We start from the raw sequence: 16,417 nt of genomic DNA, 5'->3' as shown, positions 1-16,417 counted from the left end.
CGGCAAGCGAACACACTGCCCGGCGACCAGCGTGCGTCACCCGTTCTGACGTCTCGAAAGAGGGGAGGATGCCGCGGATGCGTACCCAGGTCGGCATCGTGGGAGCCGGGCCGGCAGGACTTCTGCTGTCGCACCTGCTGCACCTGCACGGAATCGACTCCGTGGTGCTGGAGAGTCGCAGCCGCGACTACGTCGAGCACCGGGTCAGAGCAGGCGTCCTCGAACAGGGCTCGGTCGACCTGCTGACCCGCGCGGGCCTCGGCGAGCGCCTGCACCGGGAAGGGCTGCGACACGAGGGCATCGAGCTGCGGTTCGCCGGCGAGTCGCACCGGGTGCCGATGACGGAGCTGACCGGGCGGGCGATCACCGTCTACGGGCAGCAGGAGGTGGTCAAGGACCTGATCGGGGCCCGACTCGCGGCCGGCGGCGCGATTCTCTTCGAAGCCGACGTCGTACGCCTGGACGGCCTCGACTCGGACTCGCCCGTCGTCCACTTTCGACGGAACGGGCGCGACGAGGAGCTGCGGTGCGACTTCGTGGCCGGCTGCGACGGGTTCCACGGGGTGAGTCGTGGCGCGGTGCCCGACGGCGTACTGACCACCTACGAGCGGACGTACCCCTTCGCCTGGTTGGGCATCCTCGCCGCCGCCGCGCCGGCGGTGGAGGAACTCATCTACGCCAACCACGAACGGGGGTTCGCCCTCTACAGCATGCGCTCGCCGGAGATCTCGCGGCTGTATCTCCAGGTCGCGCCCGACGAGGACATCGCGGCGTGGCCGGACGAGCGGATCTGGGCGGAGCTGCGGGCGCGGCTGGAGACGGTGCCGGGCTGGTCGCTCAACGAGGGGCCGATCCTGGAGAAGTCCGTCACCCCGATGCGCAGCTTCGTGGTCGAGCCGATGCAGTGGCAGCGGTTGTTTCTGGCCGGGGACGCCGTGCACATCGTCCCGCCGACCGGCGCGAAGGGCATGAACCTGGCCCTCGCGGACGTCGCGCTGCTCGGGGACGCCTTCGCCGCGTGGTACGACAAGGGGCGCACCGACCTGCTGGATGCTTACTCGGCCACGGCTCTGCGCCGGGTCTGGCGGGCCCAGCACTTCTCCTGGTGGATGACCTCGATGCTGCACCGGCTGGAGCGCGACGACCCGTACGAGGCGAACCTCCAGACCGCCACCCTGAGGTACGTCGCGACCTCACGCGCCTACGCCACGAGCCTCGCGGAGAACTACGTGGGCCTGCCGGAGGTCTGACCGCTCGGCGGCAGCACTACCCACCGATGTGGATGCCGGATGGCGCCAGTTCGGCTGGGAGCGACGCCCTCGGCGCACAGCATTATTCAACTTATTTCTGACGGGCGTCAGAGATTATTGACATTCAATGCCGAGGTGACTGACCATGGCCAGCACAGCGGCGTGCCCCCACGCAGCGGTAGTCCACCCGCAGATCCGAGGCATCCGCCGGTTCTTGACGCACCCCACCACCCCTGCCCAGGAAGGGCCTCGTCAATGAAGAAGGTTCTGGCTCTCGGGCTGATCGCCGCTACCGCGATCGCCCTCACCGGATGTACCGACTCCGACGCGTCCAACCCGTCCGACCAGTCCTCTGGCGAGCTGCGCAAGGTACGGGTCGCCGCGCTGCCCATCACCGAGACCGCCGCGCTGTGGGGCGGCATCAAGGCGGGCATCTTCGCCGAACGCGGGCTCCAGGTCGAGGTGCTGCCCGCCCAGGGTGGCGCGCAGTCCATTCCCGCCCTGCTGAACGGCGACATCGACTTCGCGATCGGCCAGCCCTTCGGCCCGTTCCGGGCCGACCTGCGCAACCTCGGCGTCGTCATCATCGGCAACTACGCCTCGTCCTACGCCAGCGGCGACGACATCAACGCAGTGATGGCCTCCGCGAAGTCCGGCATCAAGCGGCCGGCCGACCTCGCGGGCAAGCGTGTCGCTGTCAACAGCCTCGGCGCGGCCGGCGATGTGACGATCATGGCGGCGGTCGAGAAGGACGGCGGCGACCCATCCAAGATCAAATTCGTCGAGGTCGCCTTCCCGGACGCCCCGGCCCAGCTCGAAGCCGGCAACATCGACGCCGCCTGGGTGCCCGAGCCCTTCGTCACGCAGCTCAAGAGCCGCGGTGACACATTCGTCGTCGCGCCCTACCAGGCGGTCGTGCCCGGCCTCACCACCCTCACCACGATCACCACAAAGGAGCGGACCGAGAAGGACGCCAAACTGGTCGAGGACTTCTCGGCGGCGATGAAGAAGACACTGGAGTGGGCCAAGGACCCCGCCAACGAGGCGGCCGTCCGGCAGGCCATCAAGGACAATCTTCAACTGCCGCCGCCGGTGGCCGACTCGGTGAAACTCCCGGAGTTCGGTTGGGAGATCGACCGCTCAAGCCTGCAGACGCTCACGGAACTCGCGCAGAAGTACAAGGTGCTCGACAAGCAACCCAACTTCGACCGCCTCATCCAACAGCAGTAGCCGGCGCGCTCCCGCCCTCCCCGACTCCTCGGGCCGGGGAGGGCGTCGCCGGTCGCGCGACACCGGAGGTGACATGCGCGTCCATTCCGCCCGACGCCTGCGCACGTTACGCAAGGCGTCACTGGGCGTGGCCGGCCTGGCCGGGTTCCTCGTCGTCTGGCAGATGGTCCCGACGCTGGGTCTGGTCAACCCGCAGTACCTGCCCTACGTGACCGACGTGCTGGCGCGACTTGTCGAGCAGGTCGTCGACCTCGCCTTCTGGCGGAGGCTGGGCAGCACCATGACGTCCTGGGCGATCGGCCTGACGGTGGCGACGGTCGCCGCGGTCATCCTCGGCACGGTCGTCGGCCTGGTGCCGTTCCTGCGGCGCGCGACCCACACTGTTGTCGAGTTCCTGCGACCGATCCCGTCGGTCGCCCTCATTCCGCTCGCCGTCCTGATGTTCGGCATCCAGATGCGGGCCGCCCTCGTCATCATCATCTACGCCTCGTTCTGGCAGGTGTTCGTCCAGGTGATCTACGGCGTCGCCGACGTCGACGCGGTCGCCCGGGACACCGCCCGCAGTTTCGGCCTGACCCGGCGCGAACAGTTGACGCACCTCGTGCTGCCGACCACCCTGCCGTACCTCATGACGGGCCTGCGGCTCGCGGCGGCGGTCGCGCTCATCCTCGCCATCACGGCGGAGATGGTGATCGGCAACCCCGGTCTCGGGCGCATGATCGAGCTGTCCCGGTCCGCCGGAGACGCCACCGGCCTCTACGCCCTCGTCGTCGTCACCGGCCTGCTCGGGCTCCTGGTGAACCTCGTCTTCCGGTTCGTCGAGCGTCGTGTGCTGTCGTGGCACCAGTCCGTACGAGGGGAGGAGGTGCTGTGACCGCGTACACCGGTCGGATCGCCGCCACGCCGCGCGGCCGCACCGTCGGATCGCGCCTCGTGGTGAGCCTGCTCAACGCGTTCGGGCTGCCGATGCTGCTCCTGGTGATCTGGGGGCTGGCGTCGACGAGGGCGACGAGCGGGTTCTTTCCCGACCCGTTGACTATCGCCCGGGCGTTCTTGGACACGTGGGTGGGTCCCGCGTTCGTCGAGGACGTGCTGCCGAGCCTCGCCCGCCTCGGCCTCGGTGTCGCCGCGTCGATAGTGCTCGGCATCGCCGCCGGCACCGTCATCGGCCTGGCCCACTGGTTGCGCGAACTCCTCGAACCGCTGCTGGAGTTCGTCCGGGCGATCCCGCCGCCGGTGCTGATCCCCGTGGCAATGCTCCTGCTGGGCATCACGGACACCATGAAGGTTGTCGTCATCGTCTCCGGCGCGGTCTGGCCGATCCTGTTGAACACGATCGAGGGCGTCCGGGCCACGGACAGCGTCATGAAGGAGACCGCCGACTCGTTCCAGGTCACCTGGTGGGAGCGGCTCTGGTTCCTCGTGCTCCCGGCAGCCAGCCCGCGCATCATGGCCGGGGTCCGCCAGGCCCTCTCGGTCGCGCTCATCCTGATGGTGATCTCCGAGATGTTCGCGTCGTCCTCCGGGCTCGGCTACCGGATCGCCTACTTCCAGCGCAACTACCTCATCGCCGAGATGTGGAGCGGCATCCTCCTGCTCGGCCTCGTCGGCATCCTGCTCGCCGTACTTTTCGGGCTCGTCGAACGGCGCGTCCTGCGCTGGTACCACGGAATCAGGGAGGTCAACCGTGTCTGACCGGAGCACCCTGCTGCGGGTGGAGCACCTGCGGAAGGTCTACGAGTCGACGACGGGTGACGTCGAGGCGATCGGGGACATCAGCTTCACGATGGACGCCGGTCAACTCGTCTGCATCGTCGGGCCGTCCGGCTGCGGCAAGACCACCCTGCTGAAGTGCCTCGCCGGCCTGCTGCGCCCGACAGGTGGCGTGGTCGAGATGGACGGCTCACCGGTGACGGGGCCGAGCCCCGCCATGGCCGTCGTGTTCCAGGAGTACGGCCGCAGCCTCTATCCGTGGCTGACGGTACGCGGCAACGTCGAGCTTCCGCTGCGGCACAAGAAGCTCTCCCGGACGCAGCGCAACCAACTGGTCGTCGACGCTCTCGACGCGGTGGGTCTGGCGCACGCCGCCCGCAGCCACCCGTGGCAGCTCTCCGGTGGGATGCAGCAGCGCGTGGCAATCGCACGGGCCCTCGCCTACCAGCCGGAAATCCTGATCATGGACGAACCGTTCGCGGCTGTGGACGCGCAGACCCGGGCGGACCTGGAAGACCTGGTGCGTGAGCTGCACACCAGCCGCGAGATATCGGTCCTCTTCGTCACGCACGACATCGACGAGTCGGTGTATCTCGGTCAGCGCGTTCTAGTATTGTCCAAGTCGCCGACCTGGATCCAGGAGGATCTCACGGTCGATCTGCCGCCGGAGCGCGATCAGATCACCACCCGCGCCCTACCCCGTTTCACGCAGTTGCGGACGCACGTCTACGACCAGATCCAGCGGGCCAAGCGCGGGCAGGCTGTGGCGCCGGGGGCCACGTCGTGATCGCGCCGGGACAACGGGTTCGTCGAAGGGAGGGCCGTGGGTAGTCGGCAGCCGAAACAACTGCTGCTCGCCTTCTTCGGCGAGCATGTCGTCGACAACGCCACGGGGCCGATCCGGGCGAGCGCCCTGATCAGCGTGCTGGAGGGCGCGGATGTCGCCGCACCGGCGACCCGTGCGACCCTCGACCGTCTCGTGCACAGCGGCATCCTGGCGCGCACCAGGAGTGGCCGGGAGACCCTGTTCTCGCTGACCGAGCACGGGGCCGCTGTGCTCCGCGAGGCGACGGACCGCGTACGCGGCCCACGGCCGTTCGACGCCCAGGGCAGCGGGTGGACCCTCGTCACCTTCTCGATCCCGGAGGGCCAACGGACGCTGCGGCACCGGCTGCGCTCGATCCTCACCTGGGAGGGTTTCGCCCCGCTGCGCGACGGGCTCTGGCTGGCGCCCGGGGAGGTCGACCTCGCCGGGTCGCTGGAGCCGCTACAGCAGGATCTCGCGCCCAACGCCGTTGTCGCCTTCCACGCCCGCGAACTCGCCGGGTTTCCGATCGCCGAGAGCGTGCGCGCCGCCTGGGACATCGAGGCGATCCGGCGCGCGCACCTCGCGTTCATCGAGGTGTGGGACGACCTTGCCGCCGCGACCATGGCACCGAACGCCCTGACAGTGCGCACGATGCTGGTGGCCGACTGGCTGGCGCTGCTGCGCGCCGACCCGAGGCTGCCGGCCGAGTTCATGGACGCGCAGTGGCCGGCCACCCGGTCGGCGGAGACCTACCGCCGGATGCACGACCGGTTGGCCGAGGCGTCCGCCGCGGAGTTCGCCGAACTCGTCGCCGCCCGTCCGACTGCTAGGCGCCGAAGCGGGCCCTCAGGTCAGCCTTCCGCACCTTCCCCGAGGCGGTCCGCGGCAGCTCGTCCACGATGACGACGTTCTTCGGCAGCTTGTAGCGCGCGATCCTGCCGTCGAGAGCAGCCCGCACGGCGTCGGTGTCCAGAGACACCCCCTCCCGTACGGTGAGGATCGCCCACGGCACCTCCCCCCAGCGGTCGTCGGGCACGCCGATGACCGCCGCCGAGGTGACCCCGTCGATCTCGCCGAGCAGGTGTTCGAGTTCGGCCGGGTAGATGTTCTCGCCCCCCGAAATGATCATGTCCTTGAGTCGGCCGGAGATGTAGAGGTAACCGTCGTCGTCCAGGTGACCCAGGTCGCCGGAGCGGAACCACCCGTCGGCGGTGAACGCCTCGGCGGTCGCCTCCGGAAGCCCGTGGTAGCCGGGGAAGACGTTGGGCCCGGCTATCTCGATCTCGCCGACGACGCCAGCGGGCACCACGGCACCGGTGCCGTCGGTGATCCGTACGTCGGTGAAGAAGTGCGGCAGGCCGACGCTGCCCTGCTTGGCGCGGGTCATCGCCGGTGGCAGCGCTGTCGCACCCGGTGCGGCCTCGGTCATGCCGTACCCCTGCGAGAACGACAGGCCCCGCGCCTCGTACGCGTTGAGGATGCGGGCCGGCACCGCTGAACCTCCGCAGGTGAGCTTGGCGAGCGTCGACAGGTCGGTGCGGGCCCAGTCGGGATGGTCGGCGATCAGCTGGTAGGTGGTCGGCACGCCGCTGAGCATCGTGACGCCGTACCGCTCGATCTGCGCGAGCGCGCGGCCCGGCTCGAAGGTCTTCTCCAAGACCATCGTGGCGCCCTTGAGGATGACGGGCAGGGCGCCCATGCCGAGCGAGGCGACATGGAACAGCGGCGAGATCATGAGCGCGACGTCGGTCGAGACGACGTCGTAGTCGACAACGCAGTTGAGCGCGACCCAGGTGAGGTTGCCATGGGTCAGCACCGCCCCCTTGGCCCTGCCGGTCGTGCCCGAGGTGTAGACGATTGCCGCCGGATCCCGGTGGGTGGTGACGGCGTGACCGGTGAACCCGTCAGCGGCCCGCGCCAGATCGGCGAGCCCGGGGCCGGTAGCGGTGCCCTCGCCGGTGACGACGACGTGCGGGGTCCCGGCGGCCGGCGCGGCGGAGGCCACCGGCGCTGTGAAGTCGGGGTCGTGGATCAGCACCCGCGCGCCGCAGTCGCCGAGGATGTACGCGATCTCCGGTGGCGCCAGCCGGGTGTTGACGGGCACGAAGACGGCCCCGATCTGCGCCGCCCCGAACATCGTCTGGAGAAGGTCCGGGCTGTTCCCGCCGAGGTACGCGACGGCGTCGCCCCTGCCGACGCCCCGCTCCCGCAGCACAGCCGAGATGCGGTCCACGCCGTCGGCGAACTGCCCGTACGTCATCGTCTCGCCCTCGCCGTGGATGAGGGCGACCTTGTCCGGGGACTTGAGGCGGCGCTTGGCCATCCACGCGCCGATTCCGTGCTTGTGCATCAGCAGTCTCCTGGTGGTGGAGGTGGTGTGCTCACGCGGCTCGGTGCACGCCCCGGGTTCAGGCGTAGAAGCGGTACAGACCTCGCGTGACGACGGCGGGCTTGGTGCCGCCCTCGATCTCGATCGTCTGGTCGACGACAAGCTGGTAGCCGCCGCGGACCTCGACGACCTCGACGACCGTCGCCTGCATGCGCACCCGCGACCCGACCACCACCGGCGCGGGGAAGCGCACCTTGTCCAGGCCGTAGTTCACCTTCGTGGACACGCCCTTGACCTCGAGCAGCTCGGTCCAGAACGGCACTGCCAGCGAGAGGGTGAGGAAACCGTGGGCGATCGGCGCGCCGAACGGCCCGGACCTGGCCCGCTCGGGGTCGACGTGGATCCACTGGTGGTCGTCTGTGGCGTCGGCGAACAGGTTCACCTGGTCCTGGGTGACAGTCCGGTACGCGCTGTGGCCGAGGTCGGTGCCGCCGAGGTGGGCGAGCTGGTCGTAGGTGATTGTCGTCGTCATGGCGCTTCCTCTCGTCGTTCCCGGGCAAGACCCAGCAGCCGCGCCGCGTTGTCCTTCAGGATGCCCGGGAGCACGTCCGGCTTGAGGTCGGTGGTTGCCACGTCGCGCAGCCACCGGTCCGGGGTGAGCAGTGGGTAGTCGGTACCGAAGAGCACCCGTCGCTTCAGCACCGAGTTGGCGTAGCGCACCAGCTCGGCCGGGAAGTACTTCGGGCTCCAACCGGACAGGTCGATCCACGTGTTGTGCTTGTGCGTGGCCACCGACAGGGCCTCGTCCTGCCAGGGCACCGACGGGTGGGCCATGATGATCTGCAGGTCGGGGAAGTCCGCCGCGATCGGGTCGAGCAGCATCGGGTTCGACAGGCCGAGCCGCAGGCCGTAGCCGCCCGGTGTGCCGGCCCCGATGCCGGTCTGCCCGGTGTGGAAGAGCGCCGGAACGCCCGCCCGCTCAAGGAGGCCCCACAGCGGCGCGTACTCGTCGTGGCTGGGGTCGAAGCCCTGCACCGTGGGGTGGAACTTGAAGCCGCGTACGCCCTCCTCCTCGATGAGGCGGGTGGCGAGTTCGAGGGCCGCTTCGCCGGTGCGCGGGTCCACCGACCCGAAGGGGATGAGCACGTCGGCGTGCTCGGCCGCCGCGCGGGCGATGTCGGTGCTGGACAGAGGCTGGTGCCGCAGTTGCGTACGCGCGTCCACTGTGAAGACGACTGCGGCCATGCTGCGCTCGCGGTAGTACCGCGCCACCGCGTCGACGGCAGGTCGTGGCCCGTCCGTCCGGAAGTACGCCGACACGGCCGCCACGAGCGGCTCGGGCAGTGAGGTGTGACCGTGGTCGTCGACCTCGATGTGCACGTGCATGTCGATGGCCGTGACGGTGTCGAGGTCGATCGCGGGCTGGTACATGGGCGGCAACCTTCGTCGGGCGGGCCTCGTCGCACGGCCTCGTCGGGCGGGTCAGTCGGTCGCGGGCTTGAACTCCTCGGGGAGTTCGGGGAAGTGCTCACCGACGCTCTGCGTGGCCCCGGCGAACGTCGTCGGCCAGGCTTCCTCCAGCGCCTCGTAGGTCCAGCCGCCCTCGCGCTGGGCGGAGAGCGCCGGCTCGGGGTGGGTCCAGATCTGGAGGCGGTCGCCCCCCACACCGATCACCTGGCCGGTCACCGACGCCGCCGCGTCGGAGCCGAGGAACGCGATGAGCCCGGCCACGTCGTCCGCAGTGCCGAACCCGAGCTCCTGCCGGAAGAAGGAGGGCATGGGCTCGCCGTTGGCGTCGGCCCGTACCGCAGCGGCGAAGTAGGGGACGGTGGCGGTCATCGCGGTCGCGGCGACCGGAACGACAGCGTTTGCGGTGATGCCCGCCCGCTTGAGTTCGAGCGCCCAGGTGCGGACCATGCCGACGATGCCCGCCTTGGCGGCGGCGTAGTTGGTCTGGCCGAAGGTGCCCCGCTGTCCCGTGGGTGACCCGATGCAGATGATCCGGCCGCCCGCGCCGGCCTGCCGCATGTGTTGCACCGCCTCGCGCACTGTCGTGAAGGTGCCGCGCAGGTGCACGTCGACGACGGTGTCGAAGTCGTCGTCGCTCATCTTCCACAGCACTGTGTCGCGGAGGACGCCGGCGTTGGTGACGAGGATGTCCAGCCGCCCGAAGTGCTCGACAGCAGTGCTGACGAGCACCTTCGCGGTTTCGGTCGGGCCGACGGGCGCGACCACTGCGACGGCTCGACCGCCGGACGCCTGGATCGCCTCCACCGCGTCGGTGGTGACCTCGGCGTCGACGTCGTTCACCACGACGGACGCGCCCCGCCGGGCCAGCTCCTGCGCGTAGGCGAGGCCGAGACCCCGCCCGGAACCAGTGACGATCGCGACTTTGCCGGCAAGTGACATGGGGCAACGTTATGCAGAATCTGATCGGGCGTCAACGATTTGCAGTATGTCTACACCAGACCCGCGCCCGAGCTGCCCAGCGCCCGCGAGAGCACCCGGCCCGCGGCCTGGACCAGCGGGGCAAGGGCCACCGGGTCGGCCCGGTCCTGGGCTACCACCAGCGAGATCGCCGCCACCACACCCTCCGGCGCGCGGATCGGAGCGGCCACCGAGAGGGCGTCCATGGTGACCTGACGATCGCTCACCGCGTACCCGGCCCGCCGCACCTCGGCGAGGCAGCGACGCAGCCGCGCCGGGTCGGTGATTGTCAGGTCGGTGTACCGCTCCAGCGGCGCGGCCAGCACCTGCTCCTGCACGTCGACTGGCGCGTGCGCGAGCAGGACCAGCCCGACGCCTGTGGCGTGCAGCGCGAACCGGCCGCCGACCCGGGTGAGCACCGGCACCGCGTGCCGTCCGGCGATGCGTTCGATGAAGACGAGTTCGAGATCCTGCCGGACGGCGAGCTGGACGTTCTCGTGGGTCACCTCGTACAGGTCCTCCATGACCGGAAGGGCCAGCTCCCGCAGCGCCAGACCACGCGGGGCGAGCGAGCCCACCTCCCACAACCGCAGGCCGATCCGGTAGCGTCCGTCGTCGCCGCGCTCCAACGCCCCCCACTCGACCAGTTCGGCGGCCCGGCGGTGCACAGTGGACAGCGGCAGTCCGGTGCGGCGGGCCAGCTCGCTCAGGGTCAGCGCCGCACTCGTGGGGCCGAACGCGCCGAGCAGCGCCAGCACCTTGCTTGTCACCGACCGCCCCGGCTGCGCCCGCATCCCGTCATCATCCCCGCCCGCGCCGGCCGGTCACAGCTCCAGCACGAGCCGGGGCGTACGGGCCCGGGAAACGCAGATCATCATGGTGTCCCCGGCGGCACGCTCCTGCTCGGTGAGCAGACTGTCGCGATGCTCCGGCGTACCGGCGAGCACCGGAGTCTCGCAGGTGCCGCAGGTGCCCTCCCGGCAGGACGACAGGACCTGCACCCCGGCCTCCTCCACCGCCTGGAGGATCGGTGTGCCCGGCGGCACCGTCACCGTCCGCCCGGAGAGCGCGAGTTCGACCTCGATCGCCGTCTCCTCCCCGCCGGTGACACCCAGCGGGGTGAAGCGCTCGACGTGCAGGCAGCCGGGCGGCCAGCCACGGCAGTGTTCCTCCACCGCTCTGATCAGTGACTCCGGCCCGCAGCAGTAAACGAGGCCGGTGTCGGGCCGACCGAGCAATCCGGCCAGGTCGAGCAACCCGCACTCGTCCTGCGGGTGCAGGCTCACCCGATCGCCGTACCTCTCCCGCAGGGCTGCCGCGAAGGCCATCGTGGCGCGGCTGCGTCCCCCGTACACAAGTTTCCAGTCGGCACCGGCGGCGTCGGCCGCGGCGACCATGGGTCTGATCGGCGTGATGCCGACGCCGCCGGCCACGAAGAGGTAGCGCCGCGCCGCGACGAGCGGGAAGTTGTTGCGAGGCCCGCGCACCCGGACGCGCGCGCCGACGGTGAGCCGCTCGTGCGCCAGCCGCGAGCCGCCGCGCCCGGTGGGCTCGCGCTGCACCGCGATCCGCAGGGCGGCCCGGTCGGCCGGATCGCCACAGAGGGAGTACTGGCGTACCAGTCCGATGTCCAGCTCCAGGTCGACGTGCGCGCCCGGCGTCCACTCGGGCAGGTCACCGCCGCCCGGGCGGCACAGGCCGATCTCGACAACCTCCGCCGCTGCCTGGTCCCGGCTGGCGACCACCAGTTCCGCCCCGGCGAGATCGTCGGTCACGCGCGCACCGCCAGCCTGCTCGGCGGGGCGGGCGCCGGTACGGCGGCGACGTGGCCCTGCGGATGGGCGAGCAGCCACTCCCACAACTCGACCGGCTCCTCGGCGACGCGCTCGGCGCCACAGTGGCAGATCCCCCGCAGGGTGTCGGTGCCCGGCACCCAGTGGATCCGGTAGACCCGTTCCCCGATGCGCGCGCCGGCTGGGAAGCTCACCGCGCCGCTCCCACCGTCCCCGACCCGACCATCCGGGCCAGCAGCCGCCGCGCGGCCAGCCCACCGGTGTCGATGTTGATGCTCAACTCCTGGTACCGGTCCGGCTCGGTCGAGATCACCTTTTCCAAAATGTTGAGCGCCGCCACGTCCTGCATGACCACTGTGTGGTTGCTCTGGTGCAGGTACTCGCTCACCGACTCGTCGTCGATAGCGAAGTCGCGCGCCACCGCCCAGAAGTCGTACGTGGTGTTCTCGGTCGACGGCGTTATCGCGTACACGATCTCGGCGTGGAACGCTTCGCTGTCCTCCCCCTCGGCGGGTGGGAGGACACCCTGCGGCGCGATCCGACTGTGCAGCAGATAGAGGCAGGGCGGGTGGTACTCGATGTCCTGCCACCGGGTTATCCGACCCTTGATGCCTGTCGAGCGCGCGTAGAACGGGGGGCACTCGGCGTCGTCCATGTGCCGGCTCACGTAGACGACGCCCCGGTCCTCGTCGACCTCTGTGGTGATCGGGGTGTTCGCCACCTCCGGCGTGCCGATGTAGCCGCCGTGCAGATAGGTCTCGTGGGACAGGTCCAGGAGGTTGTCCACGAGCAGGCCGTAGCGCGCGTTCAGCGGCGCCATTCCCCGCACCACCGCGTACCGGGAGTCGGCCAACCACGGGGCGCGGGGAATGGCCGCCGGTTCGGCCCGCTCCCGGTCACCGATCCAGACCCAGATCAGGGAATCCTGCTCCGTCACCGGGTACGAGGCGACCCGCGCGGTCCGTGGGATCCGCTGTTGACCGGGTACGAAGACACACGCTCCCGTCGGATCGTAGGTGAAGCCGTGGTAGCCGCAGACGATCGTGTCGCCGTCGAGGCGGCTCTCCGACAGCGGGAAGCGCCTGTGCACGCACCGGTCGGCGAGTGCCACCGCCTCGCCGGCACCGGTGCGATACAGCACCAGCGGCTCACCGAGCACCGTGCGGGCGAGCAGGGTCCGCCCGACCTCGCTGCCGTAGGCCGCCACGTACCACTGGTTGCGCGCGAACGTCATGCGACCGGACCTCCTCCTTGACGGACGTCGATGAAGCCGCATCATCCCGCGCGCTACCCACCGCCGGGACTGGCTCTTTCACTGGGTGAAAGAGCGCAGCCACCGGTACGCGGATCGGCGTCCGCGTCGCCTGAAACGGTCAGCAGCCGATCCGGCTGGACCCGACCGCGACGTCGTCGTACCAGAGGGTGTCGGCCCCGCCGCCGTAGCTCTCCCAGCCCAGCTTCAGGTCGGTGAGCTGCGGTCGCCAGGTGCGGTTGTACCACTGACCGTCGATGTCGTGCGTCGGTACGCCGTCCGCTGTCAGACCGGTGACGGCGGTGCCGTCCAGCCAGGTGCGGAGCTGACCGGCCGAGCCGTCGACCATGAACTCCACGCAGGTCCACCTGTTGACGGGTAGCGGCACGCTCTGCGCGACCCCGGCCGGGCTCTGCTCGGGCAGCGTCGCGTCGTCGGAGGCGCGGTTCCACTGGAGTGCGCCGTTCTGGCCGCCCAACCGCAGGTCCTTGTTGCCGTCGGCGGCGTCGGTCATCGCCAGCATCGTGGTGTGCTCGGTGGGCTGGGCGGTGGTGTGCCGCACCCAGATCCGGGCGTACCGGACGCTGCCCACGCTGCCGAGGTTCGCCGTGGACCTGACGAAGACGTGGTTGCAGTACCCGGCGGCGCCGTTGATCCGGACCGACCGGCTGCCGCTGTGCGCGGTGGTCGTGTCGATGGTGGCCGTGCCGGCGCCGGAACAGTCCGGGCTCACCACGGTCCAGTCGCCGGACGGCGTCGAGCCGGTCTGGTTCTCGAAGCCGTCACAGAGCACCGCCCCGGCGCACCCGACGGGCGGCGGGGTCGTCGGCGGAGGCGTGGTGGGCGGAGGCGTCGTGGGCGGCGGGGCCGTGGTCGGGGGCGGCGTCGTCGGGGGCGGCGTGGTGGGCGGGGGCGTCGTCGGCGGCGGGGCCGTGGTCGGCGGTGCGGTGGTCGGGGTCGGCCCGGCGCCGTTGCACGGTACGCCGTTGAGGCTGAACCCGGTCGGTGTGCCGCCGCTGGAGCCGAACGTGCCCTGTACGCCGAACTCGGTGGAGCCACCAGCGGAAATGCTGCCGTTGTACGACATGTTGCGGGCTGTCACTGTCGACCCGCTCTGGCTGACCGTGGCGTTCCAGCCGTTGGTGACCCGCTCGTCCCCCGCGTACGTCCAGGTGACGGTCCAACTGGAGACGGCGGTGTCGCCCGGGGAAACCTTGATGCTTGCGGTGAATCCGCCGGGCCACTGGTTGGGCGTGTAGTCGACCCGACAGCCCTGGGCGGCAGTGGCCGGGCCGGTGAGCACTGCCGTACCTGTAGCGGTCACGGCGGCGGCCAGTGCGACGACGACCGCAAGGGTCGGTGCGGGCCGGGCGCGGAAAATCGTCATGAAAGGTCCTTCTGTCATCGAACGGGACGGAGGCGGTGCGGCGGCGCCCGCCCTGCGTGGACGCGGCGCGCCACCACGCTGGGGATGCGGCGCGACACCACGCGCGGGTGTGGACGCGGCGATGCGCTCACGATGCGGCGCGGCGATGCGCGCGCGGCGTGACGCGGCGATGCGCCACAGCGACCGGTCGGCGCGTACGACCCCATTGCCCGGCTCGGGACGGACCTGTCAGCCGCCGACGGCCCGGTCACCCGAACCCCGGCGGCGCCCGCACTCAATCTATTGACCCGTCTCGATCGGAGCAAGCGGAGAGACAGGCAGGTTTACGTATTTCCCCGCGGCCTGCCGGCACGATCCCGCTCCTGCAGGGAAGGCCACCTCATGGCGTACCCGAAGCGGACAAGAGATTCGACATCGACGAGGCCAGCACCTCACCGGCGGTGTGAACCAGCTCTCAGACAAACCGCATTTCTGAACTGACGGCGCGTGACCGCATCTGCCCAGGTAGGCACGTCCCAATTCTGCGGAAGGCGAAGACTTCGATGACCTCGATCAACAATCCAGCCCAGGGCGACACCCCGATCGTGGAGGGTGCTGTCGCGCGGCTCACCGCCCAGACGGTCGGACCGGTCCTGCTCCCCGGTGACGAGGGATACGACGTCGAGTGCGAGTCGTACAACCTCGCCGTCCCCCAGCAGCCGAAGCTCGTGGTCGGTGCCGCCAACGCCGCCGACATCCAGGCCGCCGTCCGCTTCGCCGCCACGCAGAACCTGCCGGTCGCGGTGCTGGCCACCGGCCACAACGCGCTCTCCTCGGCCGGAGCGCTCCTGATCACGACCCGGCGGATGGACGCTGTCACCATCGACGCCGAGGCACGTACGGCCCGGGTCGAGGCCGGCGTCCGGTGGCACCAGGTCGTCGAGGCGGCGGCCAAGCACGGACTGGCGCCCGTCAACGGAGCGGCTCCGACGGTCGGCGCGGTCGGCTACACGCTCGGCGGTGGATTGAGCCCGATCGGGCGCACCTTCGGCTTCGCCTCCGACCACGTACACCTGATCGAAGTCGTCACCGCGGACGGTGAACTGCGCACCGTGAACGCGACCGACGAGCCGGAGTTGTTCTGGGCGCTGCGCGGCGGCAAGGGCAACTTCGGCGTGGTCACGGCGCTGGAGTTCGCCCTCTTCCCGGTCAGCCGGATCTACGGCGGTGGGCTCTTCTTCTCGGGCGAGCAGGCGTCCGAGGTGCTCAAGACGTGGGGGCGGTGGACCGCCGGCCTGCCGGACGAGATGAACTCGTCGGTCGCGTTGTTGCAGCTGCCGCCGATCCCCGAGGTGCCCGAGCCGCTCCGCGGTCGGCTGGTGGTGCACGTGCGGATCGCCTACGTCGGCCCGGCGGAGGAGGGCGAGCGGCTGGTCGCCCCACTGCGCGCGATCGGCCCGACGCTCATCGACTCGGTGGCTGACATGCCCTACAGCGAGGTGGCCTCGATCCACGCCGACCCGACGAGCCCGATCCCGATCGTGGACCGCTCGGCGTTGCTGCGGGAGTTCACCCCGGAGCTTGTCGACACGATCATCGCCAAGGCCGGCCCCGGCAGTGACAGCCCGCTGACCATCCTGGACATCCGCCGCCTCGGCGGGGCTCTGGACCGCCGCCCGGAGCCCACGAACGCTGTCGACCTCGGAGACGCCGCCTTCAGCTTCTACGCCGTCGCCATCGGGGCTCCGGACCAGGCCGCTGCATTCAAGGAGTTCCTGACCGGTGTGGTCGACGCCATCGCGCCGTGGAGCACCGGCGGGCGGTTCGTGAACTTCCTGGGCGACAGCGACGCCACAGCGGAGGGGATCGCGGCGACCTATCCGCCGCAGTCGCTCAAGCGGCTGGTCGAGGCCAAGCGCAGCTACGACCCGACGAACATGTTCCGGGTGAACCACAACATCGCCCCGGACCAGAACTAGTAGCTCCAAGGGCACGGCCGGGCCGGGCGGCGAACACGACGCCCGCCCGGCCGCCAGTGCCCGCACTATCCCAGGCTCAGGTTGTGTTGCTCCAACGCACTCTGGATGATCCCGAGCGCCTTCGGGCCCATGCCGTGCAGTTTGGCCAGTTCGGCGCGCGGCGCCCCCGCCAGGTCCCGCAACGTCGAATATCCGGCGTTGTTGAGGGCCCGCGTCGCCGGCGCACCGATCTTCGGCAGAGTGTCGAGTGCGGAGGACATGCCGCCGATC

General features: G+C 70.2%; 17 protein-coding genes. 7 read left to right on the top strand and 10 right to left on the bottom strand.

The window, feature by feature from the left end:
- Positions 1 to 77 precede the first annotated feature (77 nt).
- The 6 genes from pobA (at position 78) to ADK66_RS15750 (ending at position 5,904) form a co-directional block, all read left to right on the top strand.
- A complete protein-coding gene (gene pobA / locus ADK66_RS15775; RefSeq protein WP_053656004.1) occupies positions 78 to 1,250 on the top strand; it encodes a 4-hydroxybenzoate 3-monooxygenase in 1,173 nt (390 codons plus the stop codon).
- A gap of 255 nt (positions 1,251 to 1,505) precedes the next feature.
- Complete coding sequence (locus ADK66_RS15770) at positions 1,506 to 2,480, top strand: ABC transporter substrate-binding protein (protein ID WP_053655933.1); 975 nt, start codon at positions 1,506 to 1,508, stop codon at positions 2,478 to 2,480.
- Positions 2,481 to 2,553: 73 nt separating this feature from the next.
- The gene (locus ADK66_RS15765) at positions 2,554 to 3,354 is read left to right on the top strand and encodes an ABC transporter permease (protein WP_053655931.1); all 801 of its coding nucleotides are present in this window, start codon (positions 2,554 to 2,556) and stop codon (positions 3,352 to 3,354) included.
- Positions 3,351 to 4,175, top strand: coding sequence for an ABC transporter permease (locus ADK66_RS15760; protein WP_231640048.1), 825 nt, complete (start codon positions 3,351 to 3,353; stop codon positions 4,173 to 4,175). The genes ADK66_RS15765 and ADK66_RS15760 overlap by 4 nt, the downstream gene beginning before the upstream one ends.
- Positions 4,168 to 4,980, top strand: a complete 813-nt coding sequence (locus ADK66_RS15755) for an ABC transporter ATP-binding protein (RefSeq protein ID WP_053655929.1) — start codon at positions 4,168 to 4,170, stop codon at positions 4,978 to 4,980. The genes ADK66_RS15760 and ADK66_RS15755 overlap by 8 nt, the downstream gene beginning before the upstream one ends.
- A gap of 36 nt (positions 4,981 to 5,016) precedes the next feature.
- On the top strand, positions 5,017 to 5,904 hold the full coding sequence (locus ADK66_RS15750) for a PaaX family transcriptional regulator C-terminal domain-containing protein (protein ID WP_053655927.1): 888 nt from the start codon (positions 5,017 to 5,019) through the stop codon (positions 5,902 to 5,904).
- Here ADK66_RS15750 and ADK66_RS15745 read toward each other — a convergent pair.
- The 9 genes from ADK66_RS15745 to ADK66_RS15705 form a co-directional block, all read right to left on the bottom strand.
- Positions 5,828 to 7,351, bottom strand: a complete 1,524-nt coding sequence (locus ADK66_RS15745) for a long-chain fatty acid--CoA ligase (protein ID WP_053655925.1) — start codon at positions 7,349 to 7,351, stop codon at positions 5,828 to 5,830. The two genes, ADK66_RS15750 and ADK66_RS15745, sit on opposite strands and share 77 nt — an antisense overlap.
- 58 nt (positions 7,352 to 7,409) lie before the next feature.
- Positions 7,410 to 7,862 (bottom strand): MaoC family dehydratase, encoded by a 453-nt coding sequence (locus ADK66_RS15740; protein ID WP_053655923.1) that lies wholly within the window; start codon positions 7,860 to 7,862, stop codon positions 7,410 to 7,412.
- Entirely contained in the window at positions 7,859 to 8,761 is a 903-nt protein-coding gene (locus ADK66_RS15735) for an amidohydrolase family protein (protein WP_053655921.1), read from the bottom strand. The genes ADK66_RS15740 and ADK66_RS15735 overlap by 4 nt, the downstream gene beginning before the upstream one ends.
- 51 nt (positions 8,762 to 8,812) lie before the next feature.
- On the bottom strand, positions 8,813 to 9,739 hold the full coding sequence (locus tag ADK66_RS15730) for an SDR family NAD(P)-dependent oxidoreductase (protein ID WP_053655920.1): 927 nt from the start codon (positions 9,737 to 9,739) through the stop codon (positions 8,813 to 8,815).
- Between the two features lie 50 nt (positions 9,740 to 9,789).
- On the bottom strand, positions 9,790 to 10,551 hold the full coding sequence (locus ADK66_RS15725) for an IclR family transcriptional regulator (RefSeq protein WP_053655918.1): 762 nt from the start codon (positions 10,549 to 10,551) through the stop codon (positions 9,790 to 9,792).
- A gap of 30 nt (positions 10,552 to 10,581) precedes the next feature.
- Positions 10,582 to 11,532, bottom strand: coding sequence for a PDR/VanB family oxidoreductase (locus ADK66_RS15720; RefSeq protein WP_053655915.1), 951 nt, complete (start codon positions 11,530 to 11,532; stop codon positions 10,582 to 10,584).
- Positions 11,529 to 11,744: a hypothetical protein gene (locus tag ADK66_RS15715; protein ID WP_053655913.1), complete on the bottom strand. Its 216-nt coding sequence runs from the start codon at positions 11,742 to 11,744 to the stop codon at positions 11,529 to 11,531. The genes ADK66_RS15720 and ADK66_RS15715 overlap by 4 nt, the downstream gene beginning before the upstream one ends.
- Positions 11,741 to 12,784: an aromatic ring-hydroxylating dioxygenase subunit alpha gene (locus ADK66_RS15710; RefSeq protein ID WP_053655911.1), complete on the bottom strand. Its 1,044-nt coding sequence runs from the start codon at positions 12,782 to 12,784 to the stop codon at positions 11,741 to 11,743. The genes ADK66_RS15715 and ADK66_RS15710 overlap by 4 nt, the downstream gene beginning before the upstream one ends.
- A gap of 139 nt (positions 12,785 to 12,923) precedes the next feature.
- Positions 12,924 to 14,189: a cellulose-binding domain-containing protein gene (locus ADK66_RS15705; RefSeq protein WP_053655908.1), complete on the bottom strand. Its 1,266-nt coding sequence runs from the start codon at positions 14,187 to 14,189 to the stop codon at positions 12,924 to 12,926.
- A gap of 542 nt (positions 14,190 to 14,731) precedes the next feature.
- Between ADK66_RS15705 and ADK66_RS15700 the strand changes: the two genes are divergently transcribed.
- Positions 14,732 to 16,147: an FAD-binding oxidoreductase gene (locus tag ADK66_RS15700; protein ID WP_082377468.1), complete on the top strand. Its 1,416-nt coding sequence runs from the start codon at positions 14,732 to 14,734 to the stop codon at positions 16,145 to 16,147.
- A gap of 65 nt (positions 16,148 to 16,212) precedes the next feature.
- Here the strand turns inward: ADK66_RS15700 and ADK66_RS15695 are convergent, their stop codons facing one another.
- On the bottom strand, positions 16,213 to 16,407 hold the full coding sequence (locus ADK66_RS15695; RefSeq protein ID WP_053655906.1) for a helix-hairpin-helix domain-containing protein: 195 nt from the start codon (positions 16,405 to 16,407) through the stop codon (positions 16,213 to 16,215).
- Positions 16,408 to 16,417 lie beyond the last annotated feature (10 nt).

Source organism: Micromonospora sp. NRRL B-16802, from assembly GCF_001279555.1.
GTDB lineage: Bacteria > Actinomycetota > Actinomycetes > Mycobacteriales > Micromonosporaceae > Micromonospora > Micromonospora profundi.
The sequence above is the reverse complement of the archived record's forward strand: the minus strand, read 5'-3'. Positions and strand labels throughout refer to the sequence as shown.

Bases quoted from the DNA above. Each gene is read 5' to 3' on its own strand.
- ADK66_RS15705 (WP_053655908.1), bottom strand. From the start codon at position 14,189: ATGACGATTTTCCGCGCCCGGCCCGCACCGACCCTTGCGGTCGTCGTC.
- ADK66_RS15740 (WP_053655923.1), bottom strand. From the start codon at position 7,862: ATGACGACGACAATCACCTACGACCAGCTCGCCCACCTCGGCGGCACC.
- ADK66_RS15765 (WP_053655931.1), top strand. From the start codon at position 2,554: ATGCGCGTCCATTCCGCCCGACGCCTGCGCACGTTACGCAAGGCGTCA.
- pobA (WP_053656004.1), top strand. From the start codon at position 78: ATGCGTACCCAGGTCGGCATCGTGGGAGCCGGGCCGGCAGGACTTCTG.
- ADK66_RS15770 (WP_053655933.1), top strand. From the start codon at position 1,506: ATGAAGAAGGTTCTGGCTCTCGGGCTGATCGCCGCTACCGCGATCGCC.
- ADK66_RS15700 (WP_082377468.1), top strand. From the start codon at position 14,732: ATGACCTCGATCAACAATCCAGCCCAGGGCGACACCCCGATCGTGGAG.
- ADK66_RS15710 (WP_053655911.1), bottom strand. From the start codon at position 12,784: ATGACGTTCGCGCGCAACCAGTGGTACGTGGCGGCCTACGGCAGCGAG.
- ADK66_RS15695 (WP_053655906.1), bottom strand. From the start codon at position 16,407: ATGTCCTCCGCACTCGACACTCTGCCGAAGATCGGTGCGCCGGCGACG.
- ADK66_RS15745 (WP_053655925.1), bottom strand. From the start codon at position 7,351: ATGCACAAGCACGGAATCGGCGCGTGGATGGCCAAGCGCCGCCTCAAG.
- ADK66_RS15725 (WP_053655918.1), bottom strand. From the start codon at position 10,551: ATGCGGGCGCAGCCGGGGCGGTCGGTGACAAGCAAGGTGCTGGCGCTG.
- ADK66_RS15730 (WP_053655920.1), bottom strand. From the start codon at position 9,739: ATGTCACTTGCCGGCAAAGTCGCGATCGTCACTGGTTCCGGGCGGGGT.
- ADK66_RS15735 (WP_053655921.1), bottom strand. From the start codon at position 8,761: ATGTACCAGCCCGCGATCGACCTCGACACCGTCACGGCCATCGACATG.